This is a genomic window from Tabrizicola sp. (genome assembly GCF_041919135.1).
GTDB lineage: Bacteria > Pseudomonadota > Alphaproteobacteria > Rhodobacterales > Rhodobacteraceae > Tabrizicola.
Genome location: NZ_JAYRUJ010000006.1, coordinates 135,453 through 159,222, shown reverse-complemented (window position 1 = coordinate 159,222; position 23,770 = coordinate 135,453). Strand labels below are relative to the sequence as shown.

The 23,770-nt window shown below is 67.0% G+C and carries 19 protein-coding genes; 8 read left to right on the top strand and 11 right to left on the bottom strand.

The window, feature by feature from the left end:
• The 6 genes from ACE3UA_RS06940 to ACE3UA_RS06915 all read left to right on the top strand — a co-directional run bounded on the left by ACE3UA_RS06940 (position 1) and on the right by ACE3UA_RS06915 (position 7,028).
• Positions 1–1,707 carry a bifunctional sulfate adenylyltransferase/adenylylsulfate kinase gene (locus tag ACE3UA_RS06940; protein ID WP_374643696.1) on the top strand — a complete coding sequence of 569 codons (1,707 nt, stop codon included), beginning with the start codon at positions 1–3 and terminating at the stop codon, positions 1,705–1,707.
• Positions 1,708–1,725: 18 nt separating this feature from the next.
• The gene (locus ACE3UA_RS06935) at positions 1,726–2,478 is read left to right on the top strand and encodes a hypothetical protein (RefSeq protein WP_374643695.1); all 753 of its coding nucleotides are present in this window, start codon (positions 1,726–1,728) and stop codon (positions 2,476–2,478) included.
• 34 nt (positions 2,479–2,512) lie between these two features.
• Positions 2,513–3,280: an SDR family oxidoreductase gene (locus tag ACE3UA_RS06930; RefSeq protein ID WP_374643694.1), complete on the top strand. Its 768-nt coding sequence runs from the start codon at positions 2,513–2,515 to the stop codon at positions 3,278–3,280.
• Between the two features lie 172 nt (positions 3,281–3,452).
• Entirely contained in the window at positions 3,453–4,412 is a 960-nt protein-coding gene (locus tag ACE3UA_RS06925; protein ID WP_374643693.1) for a glycine betaine ABC transporter substrate-binding protein, read from the top strand.
• Between the two features lie 55 nt (positions 4,413–4,467).
• The gene (locus ACE3UA_RS06920; protein WP_374643692.1) at positions 4,468–5,526 is read left to right on the top strand and encodes a glycine betaine/L-proline ABC transporter ATP-binding protein; all 1,059 of its coding nucleotides are present in this window, start codon (positions 4,468–4,470) and stop codon (positions 5,524–5,526) included.
• Positions 5,523–7,028 (top strand): ABC transporter permease, encoded by a 1,506-nt coding sequence (locus tag ACE3UA_RS06915; RefSeq protein ID WP_374643691.1) that lies wholly within the window; start codon positions 5,523–5,525, stop codon positions 7,026–7,028. Before ACE3UA_RS06920 ends, ACE3UA_RS06915 begins: the two co-directional genes overlap by 4 nt.
• Before the next feature lie 285 nt (positions 7,029–7,313).
• Here the strand turns inward: ACE3UA_RS06915 and ACE3UA_RS06910 are convergent, their stop codons facing one another.
• From ACE3UA_RS06910 to ACE3UA_RS06880, 7 genes are all read right to left on the bottom strand, one after another.
• Positions 7,314–8,294 (bottom strand): Ldh family oxidoreductase, encoded by a 981-nt coding sequence (locus ACE3UA_RS06910; protein WP_374643690.1) that lies wholly within the window; start codon positions 8,292–8,294, stop codon positions 7,314–7,316.
• Positions 8,291–9,412, bottom strand: coding sequence for a mandelate racemase/muconate lactonizing enzyme family protein (locus ACE3UA_RS06905; RefSeq protein ID WP_374643689.1), 1,122 nt, complete (start codon positions 9,410–9,412; stop codon positions 8,291–8,293). Before ACE3UA_RS06905 ends, ACE3UA_RS06910 begins: the two co-directional genes overlap by 4 nt.
• 73 nt (positions 9,413–9,485) lie before the next feature.
• A complete protein-coding gene (locus ACE3UA_RS06900) occupies positions 9,486–10,379 on the bottom strand; it encodes a glycine betaine ABC transporter substrate-binding protein (protein ID WP_374643688.1) in 894 nt (297 codons plus the stop codon).
• Between the two features lie 26 nt (positions 10,380–10,405).
• Positions 10,406–11,152 carry an ABC transporter permease gene (locus ACE3UA_RS06895; RefSeq protein WP_374643687.1) on the bottom strand — a complete coding sequence of 249 codons (747 nt, stop codon included), beginning with the start codon at positions 11,150–11,152 and terminating at the stop codon, positions 10,406–10,408.
• On the bottom strand, positions 11,149–12,273 hold the full coding sequence (locus tag ACE3UA_RS06890) for an ABC transporter ATP-binding protein (protein WP_374643686.1): 1,125 nt from the start codon (positions 12,271–12,273) through the stop codon (positions 11,149–11,151). The genes ACE3UA_RS06895 and ACE3UA_RS06890 overlap by 4 nt, the downstream gene beginning before the upstream one ends.
• Positions 12,270–12,932, bottom strand: a complete 663-nt coding sequence (locus tag ACE3UA_RS06885) for an ABC transporter permease (RefSeq protein ID WP_374643685.1) — start codon at positions 12,930–12,932, stop codon at positions 12,270–12,272. The genes ACE3UA_RS06890 and ACE3UA_RS06885 overlap by 4 nt, the downstream gene beginning before the upstream one ends.
• Before the next feature lie 64 nt (positions 12,933–12,996).
• A complete protein-coding gene (locus tag ACE3UA_RS06880) occupies positions 12,997–14,535 on the bottom strand; it encodes a trimethylamine methyltransferase family protein (RefSeq protein ID WP_374643684.1) in 1,539 nt (512 codons plus the stop codon).
• A 231-nt stretch (positions 14,536–14,766) separates the two neighbouring features.
• On the opposite strand from ACE3UA_RS06880, the gene ACE3UA_RS06875 reads away from it, so the two are divergent.
• Both ACE3UA_RS06875 and ACE3UA_RS06870 read left to right on the top strand, forming a co-directional pair.
• On the top strand, positions 14,767–15,699 hold the full coding sequence (locus ACE3UA_RS06875) for a LysR substrate-binding domain-containing protein (protein WP_374643683.1): 933 nt from the start codon (positions 14,767–14,769) through the stop codon (positions 15,697–15,699).
• 157 nt (positions 15,700–15,856) lie between these two features.
• Positions 15,857–18,277, top strand: coding sequence for an FAD-dependent oxidoreductase (locus ACE3UA_RS06870; protein ID WP_374643682.1), 2,421 nt, complete (start codon positions 15,857–15,859; stop codon positions 18,275–18,277).
• A 204-nt stretch (positions 18,278–18,481) separates the two neighbouring features.
• On the opposite strand, the gene ACE3UA_RS06865 is transcribed toward ACE3UA_RS06870, so the two are convergent.
• From ACE3UA_RS06865 to ACE3UA_RS06850, 4 genes are all read right to left on the bottom strand, one after another.
• Positions 18,482–19,984: a malonyl-CoA synthase gene (locus tag ACE3UA_RS06865; RefSeq protein ID WP_374643681.1), complete on the bottom strand. Its 1,503-nt coding sequence runs from the start codon at positions 19,982–19,984 to the stop codon at positions 18,482–18,484.
• Positions 19,985–20,009: 25 nt separating this feature from the next.
• Positions 20,010–21,377, bottom strand: coding sequence for a malonyl-CoA decarboxylase (locus tag ACE3UA_RS06860; RefSeq protein ID WP_374643680.1), 1,368 nt, complete (start codon positions 21,375–21,377; stop codon positions 20,010–20,012).
• Positions 21,378–21,599: 222 nt separating this feature from the next.
• Entirely contained in the window at positions 21,600–22,271 is a 672-nt protein-coding gene (locus ACE3UA_RS06855; RefSeq protein WP_374643679.1) for a TetR/AcrR family transcriptional regulator, read from the bottom strand.
• A gap of 68 nt (positions 22,272–22,339) precedes the next feature.
• A complete protein-coding gene (locus ACE3UA_RS06850; protein ID WP_374643678.1) occupies positions 22,340–23,767 on the bottom strand; it encodes an amidase in 1,428 nt (475 codons plus the stop codon).
• Positions 23,768–23,770: the final 3 nt, after the last annotated feature.

Genomic DNA, 23,770 nt, shown 5'->3' with positions numbered 1-23,770 from the left:
ATGGCCGTCCCCGGTCTTGCCCCGATCTCGGAGCTGTATGTCTCGTCCGAATCCGCGCAGAAGCTGAAGCATGAGGCGGGCGCGATGCCCTCATGGGATCTCAGCCCGCGCCAGCTCTGCGATCTGGAACTGCTGATGAATGGCGGCTTCCACCCGCTGAAGGGCTTCCTGACCGAGGCCGATTATGACGGCGTGGTCGAAAGCATGCGCCTCGCGGACGGCAGCCTGTGGCCGATGCCGATCACGCTGGACGTGCCCGAGGAATTTGCCGCCAAGGTCGAGCCGGGGCAGGACATCGCGCTGCGTGACGCCGAGGGCGTGATCCTGGCGATCCTCTCGGTCACCGACAAGTGGATCCCCGACAAGGTGCGCGAGGCTGAAAAGGTCTTTGGTGCCGACGACCTCGCGCATCCGGCGGTGAACTACCTGCACAACAGGGCCGGCAAGGTCTATCTGGGCGGCCCGGTCACCGGCATCCAGCAGCCGGTCCACTATGACTTCAAGGCCCGCCGCGACACGCCCAACGAACTGCGCGCCTATTTCCGCAAGGTCGGCTGGACCAAGGTCGTGGCCTTCCAGACCCGCAATCCGCTGCACCGCGCGCACCAGGAACTGACCTTCCGCGCCGCGCGCGAGGCCCAGGCGAACCTGTTGATCCACCCGGTCGTCGGCATGACCAAGCCGGGCGACGTGGACCATTTCACCCGCGTCCGCTGCTATGAGGCGGTGCTGGACAAGTATCCGGCCGCGACCACGCATATGTCGCTGCTCAATCTGGCGATGCGGATGGCCGGCCCGCGCGAGGCGGTCTGGCACGGGCTGATCCGCCGCAACCACGGCGTCACCCATTTCATCGTCGGCCGTGACCATGCCGGCCCCGGGAAGAACAGCCAGGGCAAGGATTTCTACGGCCCCTACGACGCGCAAGAGCTGTTCAAGCAGCACCAGGCCGAGATCGGCGTGACCATGGTCGATTTCAAGCACATGGTCTATGTGCAGGAAAAGGCGCAGTATTTCCCGGCCAACGAAGTGCCGGAGGGCTGCACCGTCCTTGACATTTCCGGCACCGAATTGCGCCGCCGGTTGCGCGAGGGGCTGGAGATCCCCGAGTGGTTCTCCTTCCCCGAAGTGGTGCAGCAGTTGCGCCGCACCTCGCCGCCGCGCGACAAGCAGGGCTTCACCGTGTTCTTCACCGGCCTGTCGGGCAGCGGCAAGTCCACCATCGCCAACGCGCTGATGGTCAAGCTGATGGAGATGGGCGGCCGTCCGGTCACGCTTCTGGACGGCGACGTGGTGCGCAAGCACCTGTCGTCCGAGCTGGGCTTCTCGAAAGAACACCGCGACCTGAACATCAAGCGCATCGGCTATGTCGCCTCCGAGATCACCAAGAACGGCGGCATCGCGATCTGCGCCCCGATCGCGCCCTATACCGCGACCCGCCGCGCCGTGCGCGAGATGATCGAGGCCTTCGGCGCCTTCGTCGAAGTCCATGTCGCCACCTCGGTCGAGGAATGCGAACGCCGCGACCGCAAGGGCCTCTACAAGCTCGCGCGTGAGGGGAAGATCAAGGAATTCACCGGCATCTCCGACCCTTACGAGGTCCCCGAGAAGCCCGAACTCCGGGTCGAGACCGAGGGCACCGACGTTGATGCCTGCGCGCATCAGGTCATCCTCAAGCTTGAAAGCATGGGCCTTATCAGGGCGTAAGACAGGAGAACGACCAACATGAACAGGATCTTTGCCCTTTGGTCGCATCCGCGATCGATGTCGACCGCGATGGAGCGGGTCATGCGCGAGCGTGGCGACCTTGACTGCGCGCATGAGCCGTTCATGTACGACTACTATGTGCATCGCGGCATTCGGGTCATGCCCCATTTCGACATCCGCCCCGATCATCCGGTCAGCTACGCGGCGATCCGCGACCACCTGATCGCCCGGTCGGAAAGCGGGCCGGTGTTCTTCAAGGACATGTCCTATTACGTAATGCCGCATATCCTTGACGATGCGATCTTTGCCGGACGGCTGGTCAATACCTTCCTGATCCGCGATCCGGTCGCCTCGATCACGTCCTATCACAAGCTTGACCCGGAGGTGACGCTGGACGAGATCGGACTTGAGGCGCAGTGGAAACATTATTCGGCACTGAAGGCGGCGGGGACCAAGCCCGTCGTCATCCGCGCCGAGGCGGTGCGCAAGGACACGCGCGCGGCGATGGCGCAATACTGGAAGGCGGTCGGCCTGCCCTTCTCCGAGGCGGCTTTCGACTGGCAGGCCGAAAAGCCCAAGGATTGGGATCAGGTGGGTGGCTGGCACGGTGACGTCAGTACCTCGAGCGGCATTCGCCCGCTCGGCGATGACGAGATCCGCGAAACCCGCGAGAAGTTCGACAGGATGGCGCAGACGCATCCCCGGATGCGCGAGCATCTCGCCCATCACCAACCCTTCTACGATCTCCTGGCGGCCGAAGCGCTGCTGTGAACTGAACGCATCGAAGCAACGGCAAGGCAATCGAATGGGACGTGTTGACGGAAAGATCGCTTTGATCACCGGGGCCGGAATGGGCCTTGGATTGGCCACTGCAACCCTTCTGGCCGGAGAGGGGGCGCGGCTAGTGTTGACCGATATCCACCCCGGCCATCTGGAGAAGGCGGTTGAAGCCCTGCGCGCGGCGGGCGCCGAAGTGCGAGGGATCGTTCAGGATACCTCGTCGCCCGAGGATTGGGCTCGCGTCGAGGCCGATGTGCGCACCACCGAGGGGCGTCTTGACGTCCTGGTGAACAATGCCGGGATCGCGCCGATCGGCACGATCGAAAGCTGCGACATGGACCAGTGGCGCCGGTGCATGGCGGTCAATGCCGACGGGGTTTTCCTGGGCTGCAAGACCGCCGTTGCGCTGATGAAGGCGCATGGCGGGTCGATCATCAACCTCTCCTCGATCGACGGGATCATCGGCGAGGCGGATCTGGCGGCCTATTGCGCCTCGAAAGGCGCGGTCAGGACCCTGACCAAGGCTGTCGCGGTCCATTGCGCCGAGCAATCCTATGGCATCCGCTGCAACTCGATCCATCTCGGCTATATCTGGACGCCACAGACCGAGAACTACCTCGCGGGGCTTGGCACGCTGGAGGCCGAGAAGGCCAAGGCGCTGGCGCGACATCCGATCGGCCGGCTGGGGAAGCCCGACGACATCGCCTTCATGGTCCTGTATCTGGCCAGCGACGAATCCGGCTTCGTGGCCGGGGCGGAGATGGTCGTCGATGGCGGCTATCTGATGGTCTGAGCGACGCCAGGCAGTCGCGGCCTGCTGCGACGCCGGGTTGGTGGCAGGCCCCTGATCCGCTGCCGCCCCGCAGGCCGGAATGATCGGAATTAGATTTTCTAATCCCCGAATCGAGGTGTTGCAACATGGTCAAGTTGTTGAATTGTTAGGGGGCGAACACGGGAGATACCACATGAACTTCGGCTCGAAATCTCTGGCTTTCCTTGTATTGGCCGCCGCGCCCGTTTCCGCGCAGGCCGCAGATGTCGTCATCCCGGACCCGAACTATATCTCGGGCCGCACGACGGCCTTTGCCGTCAAGGCTGTCATCGAAGAGGCCCTCGGGCTTGAGGTGGAAATGGTCACCACCACGGCGGTGCCGGTGATCTTCGAGGCGATGGCGCGCGGCAATGGCGAGATCGACATCTGGACCGAGACCTGGCTGCCGAACCAGTCGGGGATGGTCGCGAAATATGTCGACGAGGACAAGACCGTCACGATGTCGGACAAGTCGTTCGAGGCGCTGAACGGCTATTGCGTGACCAAGGTCACGGTGGAGGAATATGGCATCAAGTCCGTGTTCGACCTTGCAAACCCCGAAAACGCGGCGCTGTTCGATACCAATGGCGACGGCAAGGGCGAAATCTGGATCGGGCCGCAGGGCTGGCAATCGACCAACACCGAGACGATCCGCGCCCGCGACTATGGCTTTGCCGATTTCTTCGAACTGCAGTCGACCGACGAGGCCGTGGCGACTGCGGGCCTTGACCGCGCCGCCAAGGCCGGCAAGCCCTGGGTCGGCTACTGCTATGGTCCGCATCAGAACTTTGCCATGTACGACATTGCGATGTTGGAAGAGCCGCCGAACGATCCGGCGAATTTCGTGATGGTGCAGCCGACCGAGGATCCGGACTGGATGGCGAAGTCCCATGTCGCCTCGGCCTATGCGGACACCAGCGTGCATATCACCTGGTCCAGCTCGCTGTCAGAACGTCAGCCGGCGCTCGTCAACCTGCTGAAGAACATCCAGCTTTCAGCCGACGATGTGAACGCATGGTCGCTGGCGGTGGTCAATGGCGAGGATCCGGCCGCGGTGACCCAGGCCTGGGTGAAGGCCAACCCGGAGCTGATCGCCAGCTGGATGGCCCAGTAGGCTGCACTGCCCGGAGGCGGTTGATGCCGCTTCCGGCTCGGGGGGATGCGACAGGATGAACGAAGGCGGCGAGACGGTCATCGAGTTCAGGGGGGTCTGGAAGATCTTCGGCTCCCGCGCCGTCGAAGCCCTGGAGGCAGCCAGACGCGGCTTGTCGAAGACCGAAATCCTGGCGCAATTCGGCTGCGTGGTTGGCGTTTCCGACGCCAACCTCTCGGTCCATCGCGGCGAGATCTTCTGCGTGATGGGGCTGTCCGGCTCGGGGAAATCGACGCTGGTCCGCCACATCAACCGCTTGCTGGAACCAAGCGCCGGGCAGATCCTGATCTCGGGCCAGGACATCCTGACCCGCACCGACGCCGAGCTGCGCCAGATCCGGGCCACCGGCATCGGCATGGTATTCCAGAATTTCGGCCTGCTGCCCCATCGCACCGTGAGGGAAAACGTCTCGCTTCCTCTCGAGATTCAGGGGCAATCCCTGAAAAGCCGCTACGAGCTTGCCGAGGCGGCGCTGGCCAGGGTCGATCTGGGCGGATGGGGCGACCGTTTGCCCTCCAGCCTTTCCGGGGGCATGCAGCAGCGCGTCGGCCTTGCACGGGCTCTTGCCGCCGATCCGCCCATCCTGCTGATGGATGAGCCGTTCTCGGCCCTGGACCCGCTGATCCGCCGTCAGTTGCAGGATCAGTTCCTGCACCTGTCGCGCAACATGGGCAAGACGACGGTCTTCATCACCCATGACCTCGAAGAGGCGATCCGCATCGGCACCCGCATCGCGATAATGAAGGATGGCGAGATCATTCAGATCGGCACCCCCGCACAAATCGTTGCCCATCCGGTCGACGCCTATGTCGCGGCCTTCGTGGCAAACATCTCGCGGCTGAACGTCGTGCAGGCGCAAAGTGTCATGGAGGATCCGAACGCCTACCAGGCGCGGCGGACCGAGGCCCTGGACTTGTCGGCCCTGCCGGCTGCGCCCCCGGACATGACCCTCTCCGGGCTGATCCGGCTTGCCACCGCCACCGAAGGGCCGCTTGCGATACATTCGGATGGCCGGATTGTCGGCGTCATCGACCAGGCGAATCTGCTTCGGGGAATACAGGGGGACGAGGGGTGACTGCGGCAGCCTTGACCGACGACGGCTTTGCGGCGCTGGTTGCGCAATTCGCCGAAAGAAACGGGCCCTATTATACCCGGGTCTTCGCCCGCATCGCCGAAACCAGGGGCCTTGCCATCGTGTTCAACCTCTGGGCTGCGATCCTTGGCCCGGTCTGGCTGGGCTGCCGCGCGCTGTGGGGCGCGTTCTGGATGGCCTTCGTCATGGAGATGCTCGCGGTCGTGCTCGTCGGCATCGGCCTCTTCGGTGATCTCGGCGGCAATGCCATCCTGCGGGCCGATCGCCTGGCCCAGCAGGCCGCCGAACGGATGACCGCTGCCGAAGCGGCCCTGGCCGCAGGCGATACCCTGGGCGAAAGCATGAAGCGTTCGGCCGAGGCCATTGCCGCCGCCGCGGCAAAGGCCCGGGACCAGGCCGGGGCCGAGCGGGCGAAAGCCCCGGTCCTTGTGCTGTCGGGGGTCTTGCTGATCGCCGCCCTGCATGGCGCGTGCGGTGCCTTTGCAAGCGCGCTTCTGGCGCGGCGTTTTCGCAAATGGCGCGGCAACAGGGACCTTGCCCACGGCCTGCCGGTGCTTCGGGTGGCACTTTCGGTGCTTCTGCCGGCGGTCTGCTTTCCGTTGGCCATCTACCGCTTCGCCACCCCCGCGCCGCCCGCCTGGCTGCAGGAGTTTCCGGCCGCGACCGATCTGCGCAACCAGATCTCGCGCAGCATCGACGCCGGTGTCGCGGGGCTGGCGGACAGCCTGAGCGCGATGTTCGCCGGGATCACAAGCGCGATCAATGCGCTGCTCAACCTGATGGAGATCGGTCTTGTCGTCACGCCCTGGCCGATCGTCATGATCGCCATCCTGGCGATCGCCTGGCAGGTCGCCGGGCGCAGGGTTGCGATCTTCTCGGCAGCGGCGCTTGCCTATCTTGCGATCCTCGGTTTCTGGGAAAAGAGCATGGCCACCGTCGCGCTGCTTGGCACGGCGGCCGCGCTCTGCGTGCTGATCGGTATCCCGGTCGGGGTCTGGTGCGGCCGCAGCCCGCGCGCCTATGCAATGATCCGGCCGGTGCTGGACTTCATGCAGACCATGCCGGCCTTTGTCTATCTGATCCCGGTGATCGCCTTCTTCGGCATCGGCAAGCCGCCCGGCATCATCGCCACGCTGGTCTTCGGCATGCCGCCAGTGATCCGCCTGACCGCCCTTGGCATCGCCAGCGTGCCCGAGCCTGTCCGCGAGGCCGCAACCGCCTTTGGCGCGTCCAGAAGGTTCCTTCTCTTCAAGGTCGACATCCCGCTGGCGATGCCGTCCATCATGACCGGGGTGAACCAGACGCTTCTGATGTGCCTGTCGATGGTGGTCATCGCCTCGCTGATCGGTGCGAAAGGGTTGGGCGAGGACGTCTTGTCCGCCCTGCAATATGCGGCGGTCGGCCAGGGCATCCTCGCCGGGCTTGCCATCCTCATGTGCGCCGTCGTTCTGGACCGCATCGTGCAAGGCAGAAATCCCTCCTGATCAGGCGGGCGGGGGGCGCCGCGTGGGCTATCGCACGGCCAGCGCCCTGCGGGCGATCCGGATCGCGCCGGTTGTGGCCAGTGCCATCGTCCGCGCGCGTAAGGGCGAAGCCGAGGTCGGACCGGCGCAAACGCCCGACGACACCGACACCACGAAACCCGTCGCCATTCGCGCGGGCATCGAGCAGGCGCAGATCATCGCCATGCTCCAGCGACCCGATGGTGCGTCCATCGCCGAGATCGGCGAGGGGCCAACTCCGGATCACACCGGATCCGATGCGCGCCCCTATGCCAGCGACAACACCCGCGCCCACAGGCCTGCGTCGACCGCGACCGGGCCGGGCTCTGTCCGGTGCCGTCCGGGCAGACGGACCCCGGCCTGCTCGAAGCCGGTGGCCAGATCGGCAAGGGCGGCGGCGACCCGGTGGCCCGCGAAACAGTCGGGGTCGATGGCCAGAAGGAACTGGCCGACATGCGGCGGGCCGCCTTCGCTGTTGGAGAATCCGCTGGCCTCGATACTCAGCCGCGCGCCGGTAAGCGCGGCGGCGAGGATCTCGACGATCAGCGACAGATTGGCGCCCTTCTGCCCGCCCGCCGGCAAGAGCGAGCCCTCGAGGCCGATGGCGGGGTCGGTGGTCGGCCTGCCCTCGCGGTCCTGCGCCCAGCCGGCGGGGATCGCCTCGCCCCGGTTCTTGCGCAGGATCATCTCGGTCCTGGTGACGGCGCTCAGGCTCTGGTCGATCAGGATCGGCGGGCCGCCGGCGACCGGGGCGGCAAAGGCCAGCGGATTGGTGCCGAAAAGCGGCCGGCGCGCGCCCGGCGGCGCCACCGAGGCCGGTGCGTTCGCGAGGCAGAGGCCGATCAGGCCGCTGTCGGCCAGGGGCAGGACATGCCGGCCAAGCGCCAGCGCGTTATAGGACCGGCGTACCGCCATCGCGGCGATGCCGAGATCGCGCGCGGCCCGGATCAGATGCGGCAGGCCCGCGTCGATTGCGGGATGGGCAAAGCCCGAGGCGGCGTCGACCAGAACCGCGCCGTCGCGGCGTTCAACCGATGGCACCGCCCGGCCGTCGACCTTGCCGAGCTGCATCTGCTCGCAGAAGACCGGCGCGTAGAACAGGCCACAGACCCGGTTGCCGCCAGCCTCGGCCCGGGCGATGGCCGACGCCACCGGGGCCGCGTTGGCCTCGGTGGCGCCGTGGGCGATCAGGGCGGCGCCGACCGCGCGTTCGATCTCGGCGGGCGTGACCCTGATCGTCGGGCTCATCGCTGGGAATACCGGCGCTCGCCTTCCGCGACCAGGTCCGGGTCCAGCTCGAAGCCGAGGCCCGGGCCCTGGAACGCCTCCAGCCAGCCGTTGACGGGGGCGAGCCCCGGCGACTTCACGATGTCCTTCTGCACCAGTTGCCACATGATCTGGTTGCCATCGTCGAGGTTCGGGATGGCAAGGCCGATGTGATGTTCGGCGCAGGTGGTGATGCCGGTGGTGAACGAGGAATGGATGCAGATCTTCAACCCGGCGGATTCCGCCACCGCCGCCACCTTCAGCATCGGCTGGATGCCACCGATCTCGCGCGGGCCGATACAGATCATGTCGGCCGCCTTCTGCCGGCAGATCTCGTAGACATCATAAAGGGTGAAGGCCGCCTGGTCGGCGACGATGGGGATGCCGACCGAGGCCCGCACTTGCGCCATTGCCGCGATGCTCCAGCTGACCGTCGGCTGCTCGATGAACTCGATGTCGTATTTTTCCAGCTTCTTGCACATGTTGATGGCGTCGACGACGCTCCAGCCCTCGTTGGCGTCGAGGCGCAGGCGGGCGTTGCCGATCTCGCGGCGGACGGCGGCGGTGATTTCAAGGTCGATCTGCTGGCCGCGTCCGACCTTGAGGTAGAACACCCGCTCGCCATTGGCATAGCCCTGGGCCGCGTCGCGGGCCAGTTCCTCGGCCGTCTCGCCCTGCAGGAAGTAGAAGTAGCCCACCTTCTTGCGATGCGCGCCACCCAGAAGCTTGTGCACCGGCAGACCGGCCAGCTTGCCCTGCAGGTCCCACAGCGCCATGTCGATGCCGGAAAACATCTGGTTGGAGGCGCGCATGTAGTTGGCGCCGTGGCCGAGGTATTCCTGATGGAACATCCGCGCGATCAGGGGCGCCGCGTCATAGGGCGACTGTCCGACAAGGTGGGCACCCAGCCGGCGCAGGATCGCGGCGGTGCCGGTCTGGTCCGGCGCCACGGTGCATTCGCCGATGCCGACGGCGCCTTGGTCGGTGTGGATCTCGATCAGGTTGACCGCGAAAGTCTCGCGGATGCCATAGGACCAGTGGTAGGGCTGCCGCAGGGGCAGGACCAGGGGGCGGACGCGAACGTCGGTTATCTTGACCATTGTCGATGGATTCCTTGGCCGGGGCCTTGTGTCGGGGGTCCGGGGCCCTGCGACGGGCCCCGGAAGGACGGCATCACATGCCGATGGAGGTGAGGTAGTCGGCGGCGACGGCTTCGACCGTCTTCTTGTCGACGGCGACCTCGCTGTTCAGCCGCTGCATGGTGGCGTCATCAAGCTTGGTCGATACCGCCTCCAGCGTGTCCTTGAGGTCGGGGTGCTGGTCCAGCACCTCTTTGCGCACCACCGGGGTCAGCGCATAGTTCGGGAAGAAGCCCTTGTCGTCGATCAGGACACGCAGATTCAGCGCCGCGATCTGGCCGTCGGTCGCCTGGGCCGAGATGGTGTCGAGATCGCCATTGGCCAGCGCCGGATAGGTCAGGCCCAGGTCCATCGGATGCACGTTGGCGCGGCCGGCCTCGAACTCATAGGTTTCTTCCAGCCCGAGCAGCCCGTCGGGACGCTTGGGGAACTCGGCGCTGGTGCCCATCTGGATCTCGACGCCATCGCGGTAGGCGGCGGCCATGTCCGAGATGGTGTTGAGGTTGTCGGTCTTGGGATTGCCCGGCCGCACCACGAAGGCATAGGTGTTGTTGGCCTTGGAGGGCGCCAGCCAGACCAGCCCCTTTTCGCCGTCCATCTGCTTGACACGCTCGTAGGTTTCTTCCGGCGACAGGCGGTCGGTCACCTTGTTGAAGGTGATCAGCGAGGTTCCGGTATATTCCCAGTAAAGATCGACCTCGCCGTTCTCCAGCGCGGCGCGCAGGATCTTGGTGCCCATGCCGTCCTTCTTGTCGACGGTATAGCCGTGCTTTTCCAGCAGTTGCTTGGTCATCTCGGCGATGATCAGCTGCTCGGTAAAGCCCTTGCCGCCGACGGTGATCTTGCCTTCGGCCATGGCCGGGGCGGCGACGGCCAGCGCCAGCGCCGTGGACAAGAGGCCCTTCGCCAGTTTCGACATGAAGTTCATCGGTCTTCCTCCTTCTGTTTTCTGTGTTATCTCAATGGGTTGATCCCGCGCGGGATCAGATGGTACTGTGCCTGGCCAAGCAGGAAATCGACACCTACGGCCAGAAGGGCGGTGGGGATCGCGCCGGCCAGCATCATCGGCAGTTCATCCAGTGCGATGCCGGTGAAGATCAGTTCGCCCAGGCCCCCGGCCCCGATCAGAAAGACCAGCGGCGCCGAGCCGATGCAGATCGCCATCGCCGTGCGGATGCCGCCGAAGATGACGTAAAGCGCGTTGGGAAACTCGACCCGCCACAGCACCTGGCGCGGGGTCATGCCCATGCCGGTGGCGGCCTCGATCAGATGCGCGGGCACGGCCTTCAGGCCCGAATAGGTGTTGTGCACGATGGGCAGCAGGGTCGCCGTCCACAGCCCGAAGATCGCGGGCAAGGTCCCGATGCCCAGAAGCGACATGCACAGCGCCAGCTTGGCCAGCGTCGGCACGGTGCCGAGGATGTTGAAGACCTGCATGATCGCGTTTGCCACGCGCTGCATCGACGGGCGCGACAGAAGCACGCCGATCGGCACCGCGACCAGGATCGACAGCGCGCCGCCCCAGGCCACCAGCTTGAGATGCTGCACGCTCAGATAGGTGATGTCGCTTTTGTAGACCATGATCTCGTCGGCCATCCCCGAGGACCAGAGCCACCAGACCACCGCCAGCACCGCCGTCCCGACAAGGGCCGGGGCGATCCTGGCGGCGACCGGCGTGCGGGGGGTGTCTGCCGCGCTCATCGGCCGGCCTCGGGCCCGTGGGCGCGCAGGGTGGTGACGATGGAGCGATAGGTCAGGCTCCCCACGGCCTTGCCCTCGCCATCGACGCAGGCCAGCGCCGGCAGATCGTGCGTCAGCATCAGCGAAACCGCGATGCGCAGGTCGGTCGCGGCGGGCACGGCGACGGGGTCGGGCCGGAAGGCCCCGGAAACCGTGCCGTCGCCGGTGCCGGCCGCGTCGCGCGTCAGGACGCCCAGGGGCTTGCCGCCGTCGTCCAGCACGATGGCCGCCGGCTCGTCCCGCGCCGCCATCCGCGCCCGCGCCTCGCCAAGCGTGGTCTCGGGGGCGACGCGAACGAAATCGCGCACCATCGCCGCATCGCTGCGGATCAGGCGCAGCCGCTTCAGCGCCCGGTCGCCGCCGAGGAAGCTTTCGACGAAGGTATTGCAGGGGTTGGCAAGCAGGTCGTTGGGCGTGGCAAACTGTTCCAGCCGGCCGCCGCGGAAGATGGCGATCTTGTCCGCCATCTTCACCGCCTCGTCCAGGTCGTGCGACACGAAGATGATGGTCTTGCGCAACTCGCGTTGCATCTTCAGGAATTCGTCCTGGATGACCTCGCGGTTGATCGGGTCGATGGCGCCGAAGGGTTCGTCCATCAGCATCAGCGGCGGGTCGGCGGCCAGCGCCCGCAGGACGCCGACCCGCTGCTGCTGGCCGCCCGAAAGCTCTTTCGGATAGCGTTTGAGGAACAGGTCGGGTTGCAGCCCCACCAGTTCCAGCAACTCACGCGCTCGGGCCCGCGACCGGGCCCGTTCCCAGCCCAGGAGGTCGGGCACCACGCAGATGTTGTCCTCGACCGTCTTGTGCGGGAACAGGCCGATCTGCTGGATGACATAGCCCACGGTGCGGCGCAGCGCGATCGGATCGACCTTGGTCACGTCCTTGCCGTCGATGAAGATCCTGCCGCTGGTCGGCTCGATCAGCCGGTTGATCATCCGCATCGTCGTGGTCTTGCCGCAACCCGAGGGGCCGAGCAGCACGCAGATCTCGCCCGAGGGCACTTCCAGCGTCACGTCGTCGACGGCGACGACCGGGTTGGCGCCCTCGCCGAAATGCTTGGTCAGGTTTTCAAGCCGGATCATGCGCCTGCCTCCCCCCGGATACCCTTCGAAGTCAGCGCGCGCTGTACCATGGCAAGGAACAGGTCCGCGACGATGGCCAGCAATGAGACGCTGAGCGCCCCGGCGATAAGCTGCCGCGGGTCGGTCTGGCTGATGCCGCGGGCGATCAGGGTGCCAAGCCCGCCTGCGCCGATATAGGCGGCGATCGCCGTCACGCCGATGTTCATCACCACCGCGGTGCGCACGCCGGCCATGATGATCGGCACCGCCAGCGGAATTTCCACCTGCCGCAGCCTTTGCCAGTTGCTCATCCCCATGCCTTGCGCGGCCTCGCGCAGGACCGGGTCGATGTTGGTGATGGCGGTATAGGTGTTTCGGATGATCGGCAGCTGGGAATAAAGGATCACGGCGATGACCGCCGGCACATAGCCGATGCCGTGGCCGATGGGCGACAGCAGCGGAATCATCAGCCCGAACAGCGCGATCGACGGGACGGTGATCATCATCGAGGCCAGGTAAAGCACCGTGTCGGCCACGCTTTTCGACTGGGTGATCGCGATGCCGATCGGCACGGCGGTCACCGTGGCGATGCCGACGGCGACAAGGACGATCGCGATATGCTCGACCATCCGCTGGCCGATCACGTCCAGATTCGCGGCGATGAACTGGATCGTCTCCATCAGGCGGCTCCGGCGGTGCCGCAAGCCTGCGAGGGTCGATGGGCGCGGAAGGGCAGGGGGCCGGTCATGGCTCGCCGCCCCCGATCTCCTCGCGGCGCCTGGCGACATAGGCGTCAAGCTCCTCGCGGATCGCGGGGTCGAGCACGGGTTCCTCGTATTCCGCCAGCGCCTTTTGCCAGATGTCGGTCGCCCGCTGCAAGGCGTCGCGCGATCCGGCGTCCTGCCAGCTGCCGAAGTTCTGCCAGTTCGACAGCATCGGCCGGTAGAAGGCGGTGTCGTAGCGGGCCATCGTATGTTCCGCGCCGAAGAAATGGCCGCCCGATGGGACCGAGCGGATGGCGTCGAACCCCAGATCGTCCTCGGCGAAGGACACGGGTTCCAGGAAGGCCATCATGTTCTGCAGGATTTCGACATCCAGGACCAGCTTTTCGTAGGATGCCGTCAGCCCGCCCTCCAGCCAGCCGGCGGCGTGGTAGATCATGTTCGCCCCGCCCAGGACCGCGCCCCAGGTGGACATTTCCGTCTCGTAGGTCGCTTGCAGATCGACCGCGTTCGAGGCGTTCGAGTTCGAGGTGCGGTAGGGCAGCCCGTAGCGCCGCGCCAGTTGCCCGCTGATGATGTTGGCCTTGGTGTTTTCCGGCGTGCCGAAGGTGGGCGCGCCCGAGCGCATGTCGACGTTCGAGGTGAAGGCGCCATACATCACGGGGGCGCCGGGGCTGGCAAGCTGGGTCAGCACCACGCCGAACAGCGCCTCGGCGTTCTGCTGGCTGAGGGCGGCGGCCAGCGTCACCGGGGTCATGGCGCCCATCAGCGTGAAGGGCGTCACCGTCACCGGCTGGCCATGTTCGGCCATGGCGATCAGCCCGTCGGCCATCGCGTCGTCGAAAAGGCGCGGTGAGTTGACCGAGATGATGGTGATGACGCCCGGCTCGGCGCGCATTTCCTCAAGGCTGGCGCCGCGCGCGATCGCCATCATCTTGATGCCGTCCAGCGCCCGGCCGCGCCCGATGGCGCTGCAATGGAAGCTCAGGTCGCTCAGCGTCAGGTTGGCGTGGTAGGTGTCGAGATGGCGCGAATTGGCCGGCAGCTCCATCGGCGCGCAGACCTGGTTGCCGATGATGTGGATGGCGTTGAAATGATGCGCCAGCCGGGTGAAGTTCCGGTAGTCGGTCAGGTTGCCCTGCCGCCGGCCGTTGATGCAATCGTGGACATTGGGCGGACCGGCCACCAGCCCGAACACCATCGCGTCGCCGCCAAGGGTCAGCCGCTTGGCCGGGTTGCGGCTGGTCAGGGTAAAGCTTGAGGGCGCGGTGGCCAGCGCGGCGTTGACGATCGATTCGTCGATCCGGATCACCTGCTCGTCACGGTCGACGATGGCGCCCGCCTTCTCGAACAGGTCCAGCGCCTTGCCGCTCATCACCCGGATGCCGACCTCGGAGAGGATGCGTATCGAGTTGCGGTGCAGCTGCTCCAGCTGCTCCTCGCCGATCAGGTTCATCGGCGGGCAGGTGTTGCGGACCTGCCGCCACGGCAGCTGCACGATGCCCTCGCCGCCGCGCGCCGCGCGCACCCGCCGTCCGCCGCCCTTCCGGTCCGAACTCATCGCCGCATCCCCGACGTCAGGGCAGGCCCGGCCGACCGCATCCGGCGGCTTTCCGACAGTGGTGGCGCAAATAGGATCATCCGGCTCGGCACTCCTTGGCTTTCATATACTATTGCCAACCCGGCGTCGCGCTTCACATGATAAGACTGGCGCCAATGACCAAGAAAAACGATGCCATCTTCCGGCGCCTTGGTGCTAGATGGGGCATCGCCCATGCCAGAGGATTGCCGGATGAAACCGCCCGCCAAAGCGCCCCCGCCGCTGAACTACATCCGGTCGTTCGAATGTTCGGCCCGGCACCTCAGCTTTACCGAGGCGGCGGACGAACTCGGCTATACCCAGGCCGCGATCAGCAACCATGTGCGGGCCCTGGAAAACTATCTGGGCCGGCGGCTCTTCATCCGCTATCCGCGCAGCCTGAAGCTGACCGAGATGGGCGAGGCGTTCCTGCCGATGCTGCGCGACGCGCTCAAGCAGATCGACTTTGCCACCGAGGCGGTCCTGGCCTCGGGGCGCAACCGCACCGTGGTGATTTCCTGCCCGACGAGCCTGGCCGAAAACTGGCTGTCCAAGGCGGTGTCGAGCTTCAGCCGCAAGAACCCCGAGATCGAGATCCTCGTGCACGGGATCATCTGGGAACAGCCGACCGGGCAGATCGCCGACGTTTCCATCGCCATCCGCAGGGATGACAATCCGCCGGCCTCGTCCACGCAGTTGTGGGACGACCGGCTGGTGATGGTCTGCGCGCCCGAGCTGGTGGTGGGGCGCGGCGCGATCACGCGGCCCGACGACCTGCTCAGGGCCGACTGGATCACGATCCACGGCCGGCAGGAATTCTGGCCCGACATGGCGGCGGCGCTGGGAATCGACGCTTCGCGCAACGACAAGCGGCTGTCGACCAATTCCACCAACATCGCGCTGGAGCTTGCCGCCAGCGGCGCGGGCTGTCTGGTCACCACCTGGTCGCTGGCGCGGCTTTACGTCGAGCGCGGGCTTCTGGTCGAGCCGTTCGACGCCCGCCCGCCAAGCCGCTGGAACTATTATCTGCTGGACAGCCCGACCGCCAAGGGCCCGGTGGTGCGCAAGGTGCGCGACTGGCTTCTGGCCGAGTCGGAAAGCTTCGCCGCCGGGCTGGCCGGCCCGGCACCGGCCGGTGGGCAATAGCCGCTTGCCCTGAAACGGGTTGGGTAATGACCCTGTTTTTTTTATCCATCCCGGCGCCTATCGCGCAAAGTTCCAGTAGCGTCCCGGTGGGGAAAAAGTCCACCCTAGGCTCGCGTGCCCCGCAAGGCCGAAGCTCGGATCAGGAACGGAATACCACATGCGCACACATGCCCAGGTTGTAGTCATCGGCGGGGGGCTGATCGGATGTTCGATCCTCTACCATCTGGCCAAGCTCGGCTGGTCGGACGTGGTGCTTCTGGAGCGGGACGAACTGACCTCGGGGTCGACCTGGCATGCGGCAGCCAACATCCACGGGCTGCACGATTCGACCAACATCAGCCTTCTGCAGCACTACACCATGTCGCTCTACAAGGAGCTGGAGGCCGAGACCGGGCAGGGCTGCGGCGTGTTCCAGCCGGGCTCGCTTTACCTCGCACAGACCGAGGACCGCGAACACCAGCTGCGGCTTCAGGAAGCCAAGGCCCGCCGCTACCGGATGAACTTCTACGAGGTCGGCCGCGACGAGGCGGAACGGCTGCATCCGCTGGTCGATTTCGACGGCGTCCGCTGCATCATGTATGAACCCGAAGGCGGCAATGTCGATCCCTCGGGCGTGACCATGGCCTATGCCGCCGGGGCGCGGAAGCGGGGGGCCGAGATCCACCGCTTCACCCCCGTCATCGCCACCGAGCCGCAGCCGGACGGCAGCTGGATCGTCCGCACGCCCAAGGGCGATATCCGCACGCAATGGGTGGTCAACGCCGCCGGCCTCTGGGGCCGCGAGGTCGCGGCGCTGGCCGGGATCGAGCTGCCCCTGATGCCGACCGAGCATCAGTATCTGGTGACCGAGACCATCCCCGAGATCGCCGCGATGAACCGGCGCCTGCCCTCGGTCGCCGACCGCGACGGCGAATATTACCTGCGCCAGGAAGGGTTGGGCCTCCTGGTCGGCGCCTATGAGCGTGACATGAGGTTCTGGGCCGAGGACGGCACGCCGCAGGGCTTCGGCCACGAGCTTTTCCCCGACGACCTTGCCCGCATCGAGGAAAACATCATGCGCGCCGCCGACCGGGTTCCGGCGCTGGCCACCGCCGGGGTCAAGAAGGTCATCAACGGCCCGATGATCTGGTCGCCCGACAGCGCGGTGCTGTTCGGCCCGGTGCCGGAACTGCGCAACTATTTCTGCTGCAACGGCATCATCCCCGGCTTCTCGCAATCGGGCGGCATCGGCAAGCTGGCCGCCGAATGGATGGTCGAGGGCGAGCCGAGCCTGGACATGTTCATCTGGGACGTGGCGCGCTTCGGCGACTGGGCCGACCGGAAATTCACCAGGGCCCGGGTGCAGGACCAGTACAGCCACCGCTTCAAGATCCATTTCCCGAACGAGGAACGCGCCGCCGGCCGGCCGGTGCGCACCCGCCCGGTCTACGGCATGCAGCAGGAGCTTGGCGCGGTGTTCGGCCTGAACGCCGGCTGGGAGCATCCCTTGTGGTATGCGCAAGCCGACGAACCCAGGGCCGAGACCAACGGCTTCAAACGGCAGAACTGGTGGGAGCCGGTGGGGCGCGAGGCGCGAATGCTGCGCGACCGTGCCGGGATCATCGACATTTCCAACTTCGCCAAATACCGGGTCGAAGGCGCGGGCGCGACCGCCTGGCTCGACGCGCTGTTCGCCAACCGGATGCCGGTGGAAACCGGGCGGTCCTGCCTGACGCCGCTGATCGGCGGGCGCGGCGGCATCGCCGGCGATTTCACCGTGACCAGGCTGGGCGACGAAAGCTTCATGGTCTTCGGCTCGGGCATGGCCGAACGCTTCCACCTGCGCTTCTTCAACGCCGTGCCGCGGCCCGCGACGGTCAGCTTCGCCTCGATGACCAGTGCGATGGGCGGCTTCAACGTCGCCGGGCCGCAGGCGCGGGCGCTGCTGCAAGGCCTGGCCGACGCCGACCTGTCAAGCGCCGCCTTCCCCTTCATGCGCTCGCGCCGGATGCGGGTGGCGGGGGTCGAGGTCGTGGCGCTGCGCGTCTCGTTCACCGGCGATCTCGGCTGGGAGCTTTACTGCGCGACCGAGGACCAGCCCAGGCTCTACCGCGCGCTGCTCGACGCGGCGGCGGAGGTCGGCGCCGGCCCGGTCGGCTCGCGCGCGCTGATGTCCTTGCGGATCGAGAAGGGCTACGGCAGCTGGGGGCGCGAATATTCGCCGGAATACTGGCCGCAGGAAAGCGCGCTCGACCGGCTGGTCAAGATGGAAAAGCCCGATTTCCTCAACCGCGAGGCCTATGCCCGCATCGCCGGGCGCCCGGCGCGGCAGCAGCTGGCGATGGTCGCGATCGAGGCAATCGACGCCGACGCGACCGGGGGCGAGCCGATCTTCCTGCCCGACGGCACCCCGGCCGGGCAGGTCACCTCGGGCGCCTATGGCTATTCGGTCGGCCGGTCGCTGGCGCTGTGCTACCTGCAAACCGGCCTGACGCGTCCCGGCGACCGGGTCGTGGTCCAGGTGATCGGCCGGCCGCACCAGGCCACCGTCCTGGACCGTCCGCCCTTCGACCCCGAAGGGCTGCGGCTCAGGGCCTGACCCCGGCGGGCGGACCCGGCCGGCGATTTCGGATCGGGTCCCCGGATCCGATCCGATACCGGGAATCAGCGGCCGTCGTCCGGGGCGTCGCCTTTCCGCGCGGTGGAATGATGGCCGCTGCGCCCTGACCGGCAATGGCGTCGTGGCGCTTGCGCCGGCCGCAGGCGCCGTCAGGCCGTCGCCCTCGCCTCCGCGCCATGGCCTTCATCCGGCAAAGCGGTCGCGCAGGAGGTTCTTCTGCACCTTGCCCATCGTGTTGCGCGGCAGTTCGTCGACGAAGAACACCCGCTTCGGCTGCTTGAACCGCGCCAGCCGCCCGGCAAGCGCATCGGTGATCGCGGCTTCGGTCAATGGCGGTGTCCCGGTCGGCACCACGACGGCCGTCACCGCCTCGCCGAAATCCTTGTGCGGCACGCCGATCACGGCGGATTCCAGCACGCCGGGGATCTCGTCGATCTCGGCCTCCACCTCCTTGGGATAGACGTTGTAGCCGCCGGTGATGATCAGGTCCTTGCCGCGCCCGACGATGTGGACATAGCCCTTTTCGTCGATGCGCCCCAGATCGCCGGTGATGAAGAAGCCGTTGCCGCGCAACTCGGCTGCGGTCTTCTCCGGCATCCGCCAATAGCCCTTGAAGACATTCGGGCCGCGCACCTCGATCATGCCGATCTCGCCCTGCGGCAGTTCCGCGCCGGTTTCCGGGTGGGTCACGATCACCTCGGTGCCGGGCAGGGGCAGGCCGACCGTGCCCGCGACACGCTCGCCGTCATAGGGGTTCGAGGTGTTCATGTTGGTTTCCGTCATGCCATAGCGTTCCAGGATGGCATGGCCGGTCCGCGCCCGCCATTCGCGGTGGGTTTCGGCCAGGAGGGGGGCCGAACCCGAGACGAAAAGCCGCATGTTGGCGGTGGTTTCCGGGGAAAGCCTGACGTCCTCCAGCAGGCGGGTGTAGAAGGTCGGCACCCCCATCAGCGCCGTCGCCCGGGGCATCAGATCGAAGATGCGGGCAGCGTCGAACTTCGGCAGGAAGACCATCGAGGCGCCGGAGAACAGCGTGATGTTCGTCGCGACGAACAGCCCGTGGGTATGGAAGATCGGCAGGGCGTGGATCAGCACGTCCTTCGCCGTGAAGCGCCAGGCGTCGCGCAGGGTCAGCGTGTTCGAGACCAGATTGCCATGGGTCAGCATCGCCCCCTTGGACCGCCCCGTGGTGCCCGAGGTGTAGAGCAGCGCCGCCAGGTCGTCGGCCGCGCGCGGCACGGTGGCGAAATCCTCCGCTGCGGTCTGTGCTGCATCGGTCAGGCTGCCCCGGCCCCCGGCATCCAGCGTCACCAGACGCGCCCCGACCCTTTTTGCCGCGGCCGCCAGATCCCCCGCGCGGGCGGGGTCGCAGACCAGGATCGCCGGCTCGGCATCGCCGATGAAATAGTCCATCTCGGCGGCGGTATAGCCGGTGTTGAGCGGCAGGTAGACCCCGCCCGCGCGCACGGTCGCGAGGTAAAGGATGATCGCCTCGACCGATTTCTCCACCTGCACGGCCACCCGGTCGCCGGGGGTCAGGCCAAGCCCGACCAGCGCATTGGCCATCCGGCCGGTGCGGGCAAGGAGGTCGGCATAGCTGATCCGCTCGCCTGAAAGCGTCTCGATCGCGGTCGCGCCCGGATCGGTGATCGAGCGGGCCAGGATGTCGAACAGGTTTGCGGTCATGGAATGCTCCTGCGGATGCGAAAGGTCAGGATGTCGGCCCCCGCAGCGCGGCGCTCACGCTGTCGGATGCGGCGACATGGCCGCGCTCGGCAAAGCCTTCGTGGTTCGCCTCGATCTGGCCAAGGTCATAGAGGTAATTCACCATCAGCCCATGCGATTGCCGCAGCCCGTTGGCCGAGACATCGCCCAGATGGTTCAGACGTTCAAGCCGCGCGCCATTGCCCAGATGGAACCGCGCCACCGGATCGACCATGCGCTTGCCCCTGTCGCGGGCGCGCAGGAAATAGCTGGCGGCGGCGGCCAGCAGCGGCGCGCGCAGCTGTTCGGCGGTGGCGGGGTCCTTGTGCCAGTCGGGCCGGTCCAGCGCGGCGAAGGCCAGCCGCTGGTCCGGGCTGATCAGCTCCGAAGCCTCATCCCCGCGCTGCGCGGCCAGCCAGGCGGCAAAGCCCGGCACCGGCGACAGGGTGACGAAGGTCCCGATGTTCGGGCGCTCGGCCTTCAGGTCCTCGACCACCTGCTTGATCAGGAAATTGCCGAAGGAGACGCCGGCCAGCCCGCGCTGGGTGTTCGAGATGGAATAGAACACGGCCGTATCCGCCTCGTCCGCGCGGATCGGGGCGCGCGCAAGGTCAAGGAGTTCCGCCACATTGTCGGGGATGGCGCGGGTCAGGGCGACTTCGACGAAGATCAGCGGCTCGTCCACCAGTTGCGGGTGGAAAAAGCCGTAGCAGCGCCGGTCGGTCGGTTGCAGCCGGTTGCGCAGGTCGTCCCAGTTCCGGATCGCATGGACCGCCTCATAGCGGATGATCTTTTCCAGAATGCTGGCCGGGGTGTTCCAGTCGATAGTGCGCAGCCCGAGGAAGCCCCGGTTGAACCATGAGGCGAAGAGATGCGCGAAGTCGCGGTCCACCCGGCGCAGGTCGGGATGGTCGCGCAGGTGGCGCAGCAACTCCTCGCGCATCCGCACCAGCGCCGCCGTGCCGCCGGGGGCAAGGTTCAGGCGGCGCAGCAATTCCTGCCGCCGGGGTTCGGCGGCGGCGTGCAGCGCCTCCATCGCCTCGGGCGCATCGGGGCTGGCCTGCAATGCGCCAAGGGCGTCCTTCACCGCGCTGGCATCGGGGCCGAAGCTGTCGGCCAGGGCCTGCAGGAAGGCCAGCCTTGCCGCCGGATCGGCATCCTCGAAGGCGGCCAGCAGGGCGCGGGCGATCACCACGCCCGAAGCCTCGCCCCGCCGGGACAGCAGCCGTTCGCCCAGTTCCGACAGCTCGGGTGCCTGGATGGCGTCGCCTGTCCCCTCACGCCAGCCAAGCAAGCGGCGGCCGCGCTCGGTCAGGCTTTCGAACAGATCGCCCAGAAAGGCGGGACGGCGCTGGCTTTGCTCGGTCTTGGGCATCACGGTTTTCCCTCGGGGCGCTGCCGGGAACCCCGCCAGCACGATGGAACAATCCGGCCGGCCTTGGCAACCCGCCCGCTGTTCGGCGCGAGGGCCCCGGCACCGCTTGTCCGGGCGCGGGGCCAGCCCGGCTGACGCCATCTGGCCACCGGGCTTGCGCACCATCGCCGCCATGATCTCGGGCAGCACTTCGGCCATGGACGGGCGGAGGGCGGGGGGTGGTCAGAACCCCGCGAATTCCTGCGGGAATGCCTGCCGCAGCAGCGCGAGCCCGGTCTTTCGCAGCGCATCGGAGGGCTGGCGGTCGAAGTTGACGGTGTCCCAATACCAGGCGCCCTGCACCAGGTAGTTCAGCCCCTCGGCCAGGCTGTCGATATCCACGACATGCCCGCCCGCCGCCGCGACCTCGGCCAGCAGGGCGCGAACCTCGTCCAGATAGGCGCGGTCGGAGGGCAGGCTGATGCTGTGGTCCAGCAGCATGGTCTGGCGGTCGCTGGCGAAGATCACCCAGGCGGCCACCCAGTCGGGATGCAGGCGCGAGAAGCTGCGCGCGCAGTCGATGGCCGCGACCAGCCGCTCGGGCGTCGTCAGGCCGGGGGCGCGGACATGGGTCTCCCAGTGGCGGGCGAACTGGTCATTCAGGAATTCGATCACCGCCCGGAAAAGCTGCTCCTTGTTGCCGAAGTGAAAGACGACAAGGGCGTTCGAAGAGCCGATGCGCCGGGCGATCCGCTGCATGGTGACGCCGGGCAGGCCCTCTTCGGCGATCACGGCGATGGTGGCGTCGATGATGCGCTGAAGGCTGGCCTGGCCGCGCAGGTGCCGCCGGTCGGCGCGGCCGGCCTTGGTCAGGCGGCCGGCGTCGTCTTCGGTCCGGTCGGGGTCTTGGGTCAACGGGCTGGTCCTGATGGCTGCGGCACGGCTCTTGTCGCCGTGCGCCGCGTCCGGGTCAATGTCGCGCGTCACAGCGCGGGGCGGTGGCGCGCATCGCCATACCAGGCGCCGCGGGCGGTCTCATAGGCCAGGCCGGCGCGGAACACATCGGCATCGCGATAGCTCCGCCCGACGATCTGCATCCCCGTCGGCACCCCGTCCGGCGCCCGGCCCGTCGGCACCGACAGCACCGGGCAGCGGCTGAGCATGTTGAAAGGCAGCGTCAGCGCCCAGCCGATCGTCGGATGCACCTCCTTGCCGTTGATCTCGATCCGGTCTTTCGACTGGTCGTGGTCGGCGGGGATCGCGGTGGTGCCGTTGGTCGGGCAGATGAACACGTCATGCTTCTCGATCATCGGGCCGAAGCTCTCATACATCTCCGCGATGCGTTCCAGGCTGGCGACGAAATCGGCGGCGGTGGACCCGGCGCCGTGTTCGGCGAACTGGCGGGCATAGGGGGTCATCTCGTCGCCATGCTCGGCCAGGAGCGTCGAGAGATAGGCGCCGAAGATATGGTCGAGATAGGCAAGCCCCGCCTCCAGCGTGCCGGGCTTCCAGCCCGTGTCCACCTCCTCGACCGTGGCGCCAAGGGCGCGGAACACCTCCAGCGCCTCCAGCGTGTTGCGCCGGACCGCCGCGTCGACCTCGAACACGCCGAGGTCCAGCGAATACGCGATCTTCATGCCCCTGACCGGCTTGTAGTCGGTCGGCAGCCGCAGCTTCGGCCGCAGGGTCGAGATGTCGGTGGGAGAGGGGCCGCACATGATGTTCTGCAAAAGGATGGCGTCCTGCACGGTCCGGGCCATCGGGCCGGTGTGGCAGAAGAAATCCAGGTTGAACGGCGGGTCGTCGGGGTTGCGGCCATAGGGCGGCTTGTAGCCGACCACGCCGCAGGCCGCTGCCGGGATGCGGATCGAGCCGCCGATGTCCGAGCCGGTACAGATCGCCGAGGTTCCGGCGGCAAGCGAGGCACCGGAACCGCCCGACGACCCGCCGCAGGTGAAGGCGGGGTTCCAGGGGTTGCGGGTGACGCCCCAGGCCCGTGTCCAGGTGGTGCCCGAGCAGGAGAACTCGGGCGTCGCGGTCCGGGCATGGACGATGCCGCCCGCCGCAAGGATGCGGGCGTTGTTGGTCGAGGTCCGCTCCGCCACATTGTCCATGAGGATCAGCGAGCCCGAGGAGGTCGGCTTGCCCGCAATCTCGCTTTCGTCCTTGATCCCGATCGGCAGCCCCTCCAGCGGGCGGGTGCGGGCGCTGCGGGCATAGCGCGCCTCGGCCTCTCGCGCGAGGTGCATCGCCTCGTCGAAATGGGTGAAGGTGAAGGCGTTGACGGGGTCCTTCACCGCCTCGGCCCGGGCGATCACCGCCTCCATCAGCTCGACGGGCGACAGGCTGCGCGCCTTGAACCGGCGCAGGGCTTCGTGGGCGGGCAGGTAGCACAGGTCGAGATCGCTCATGGC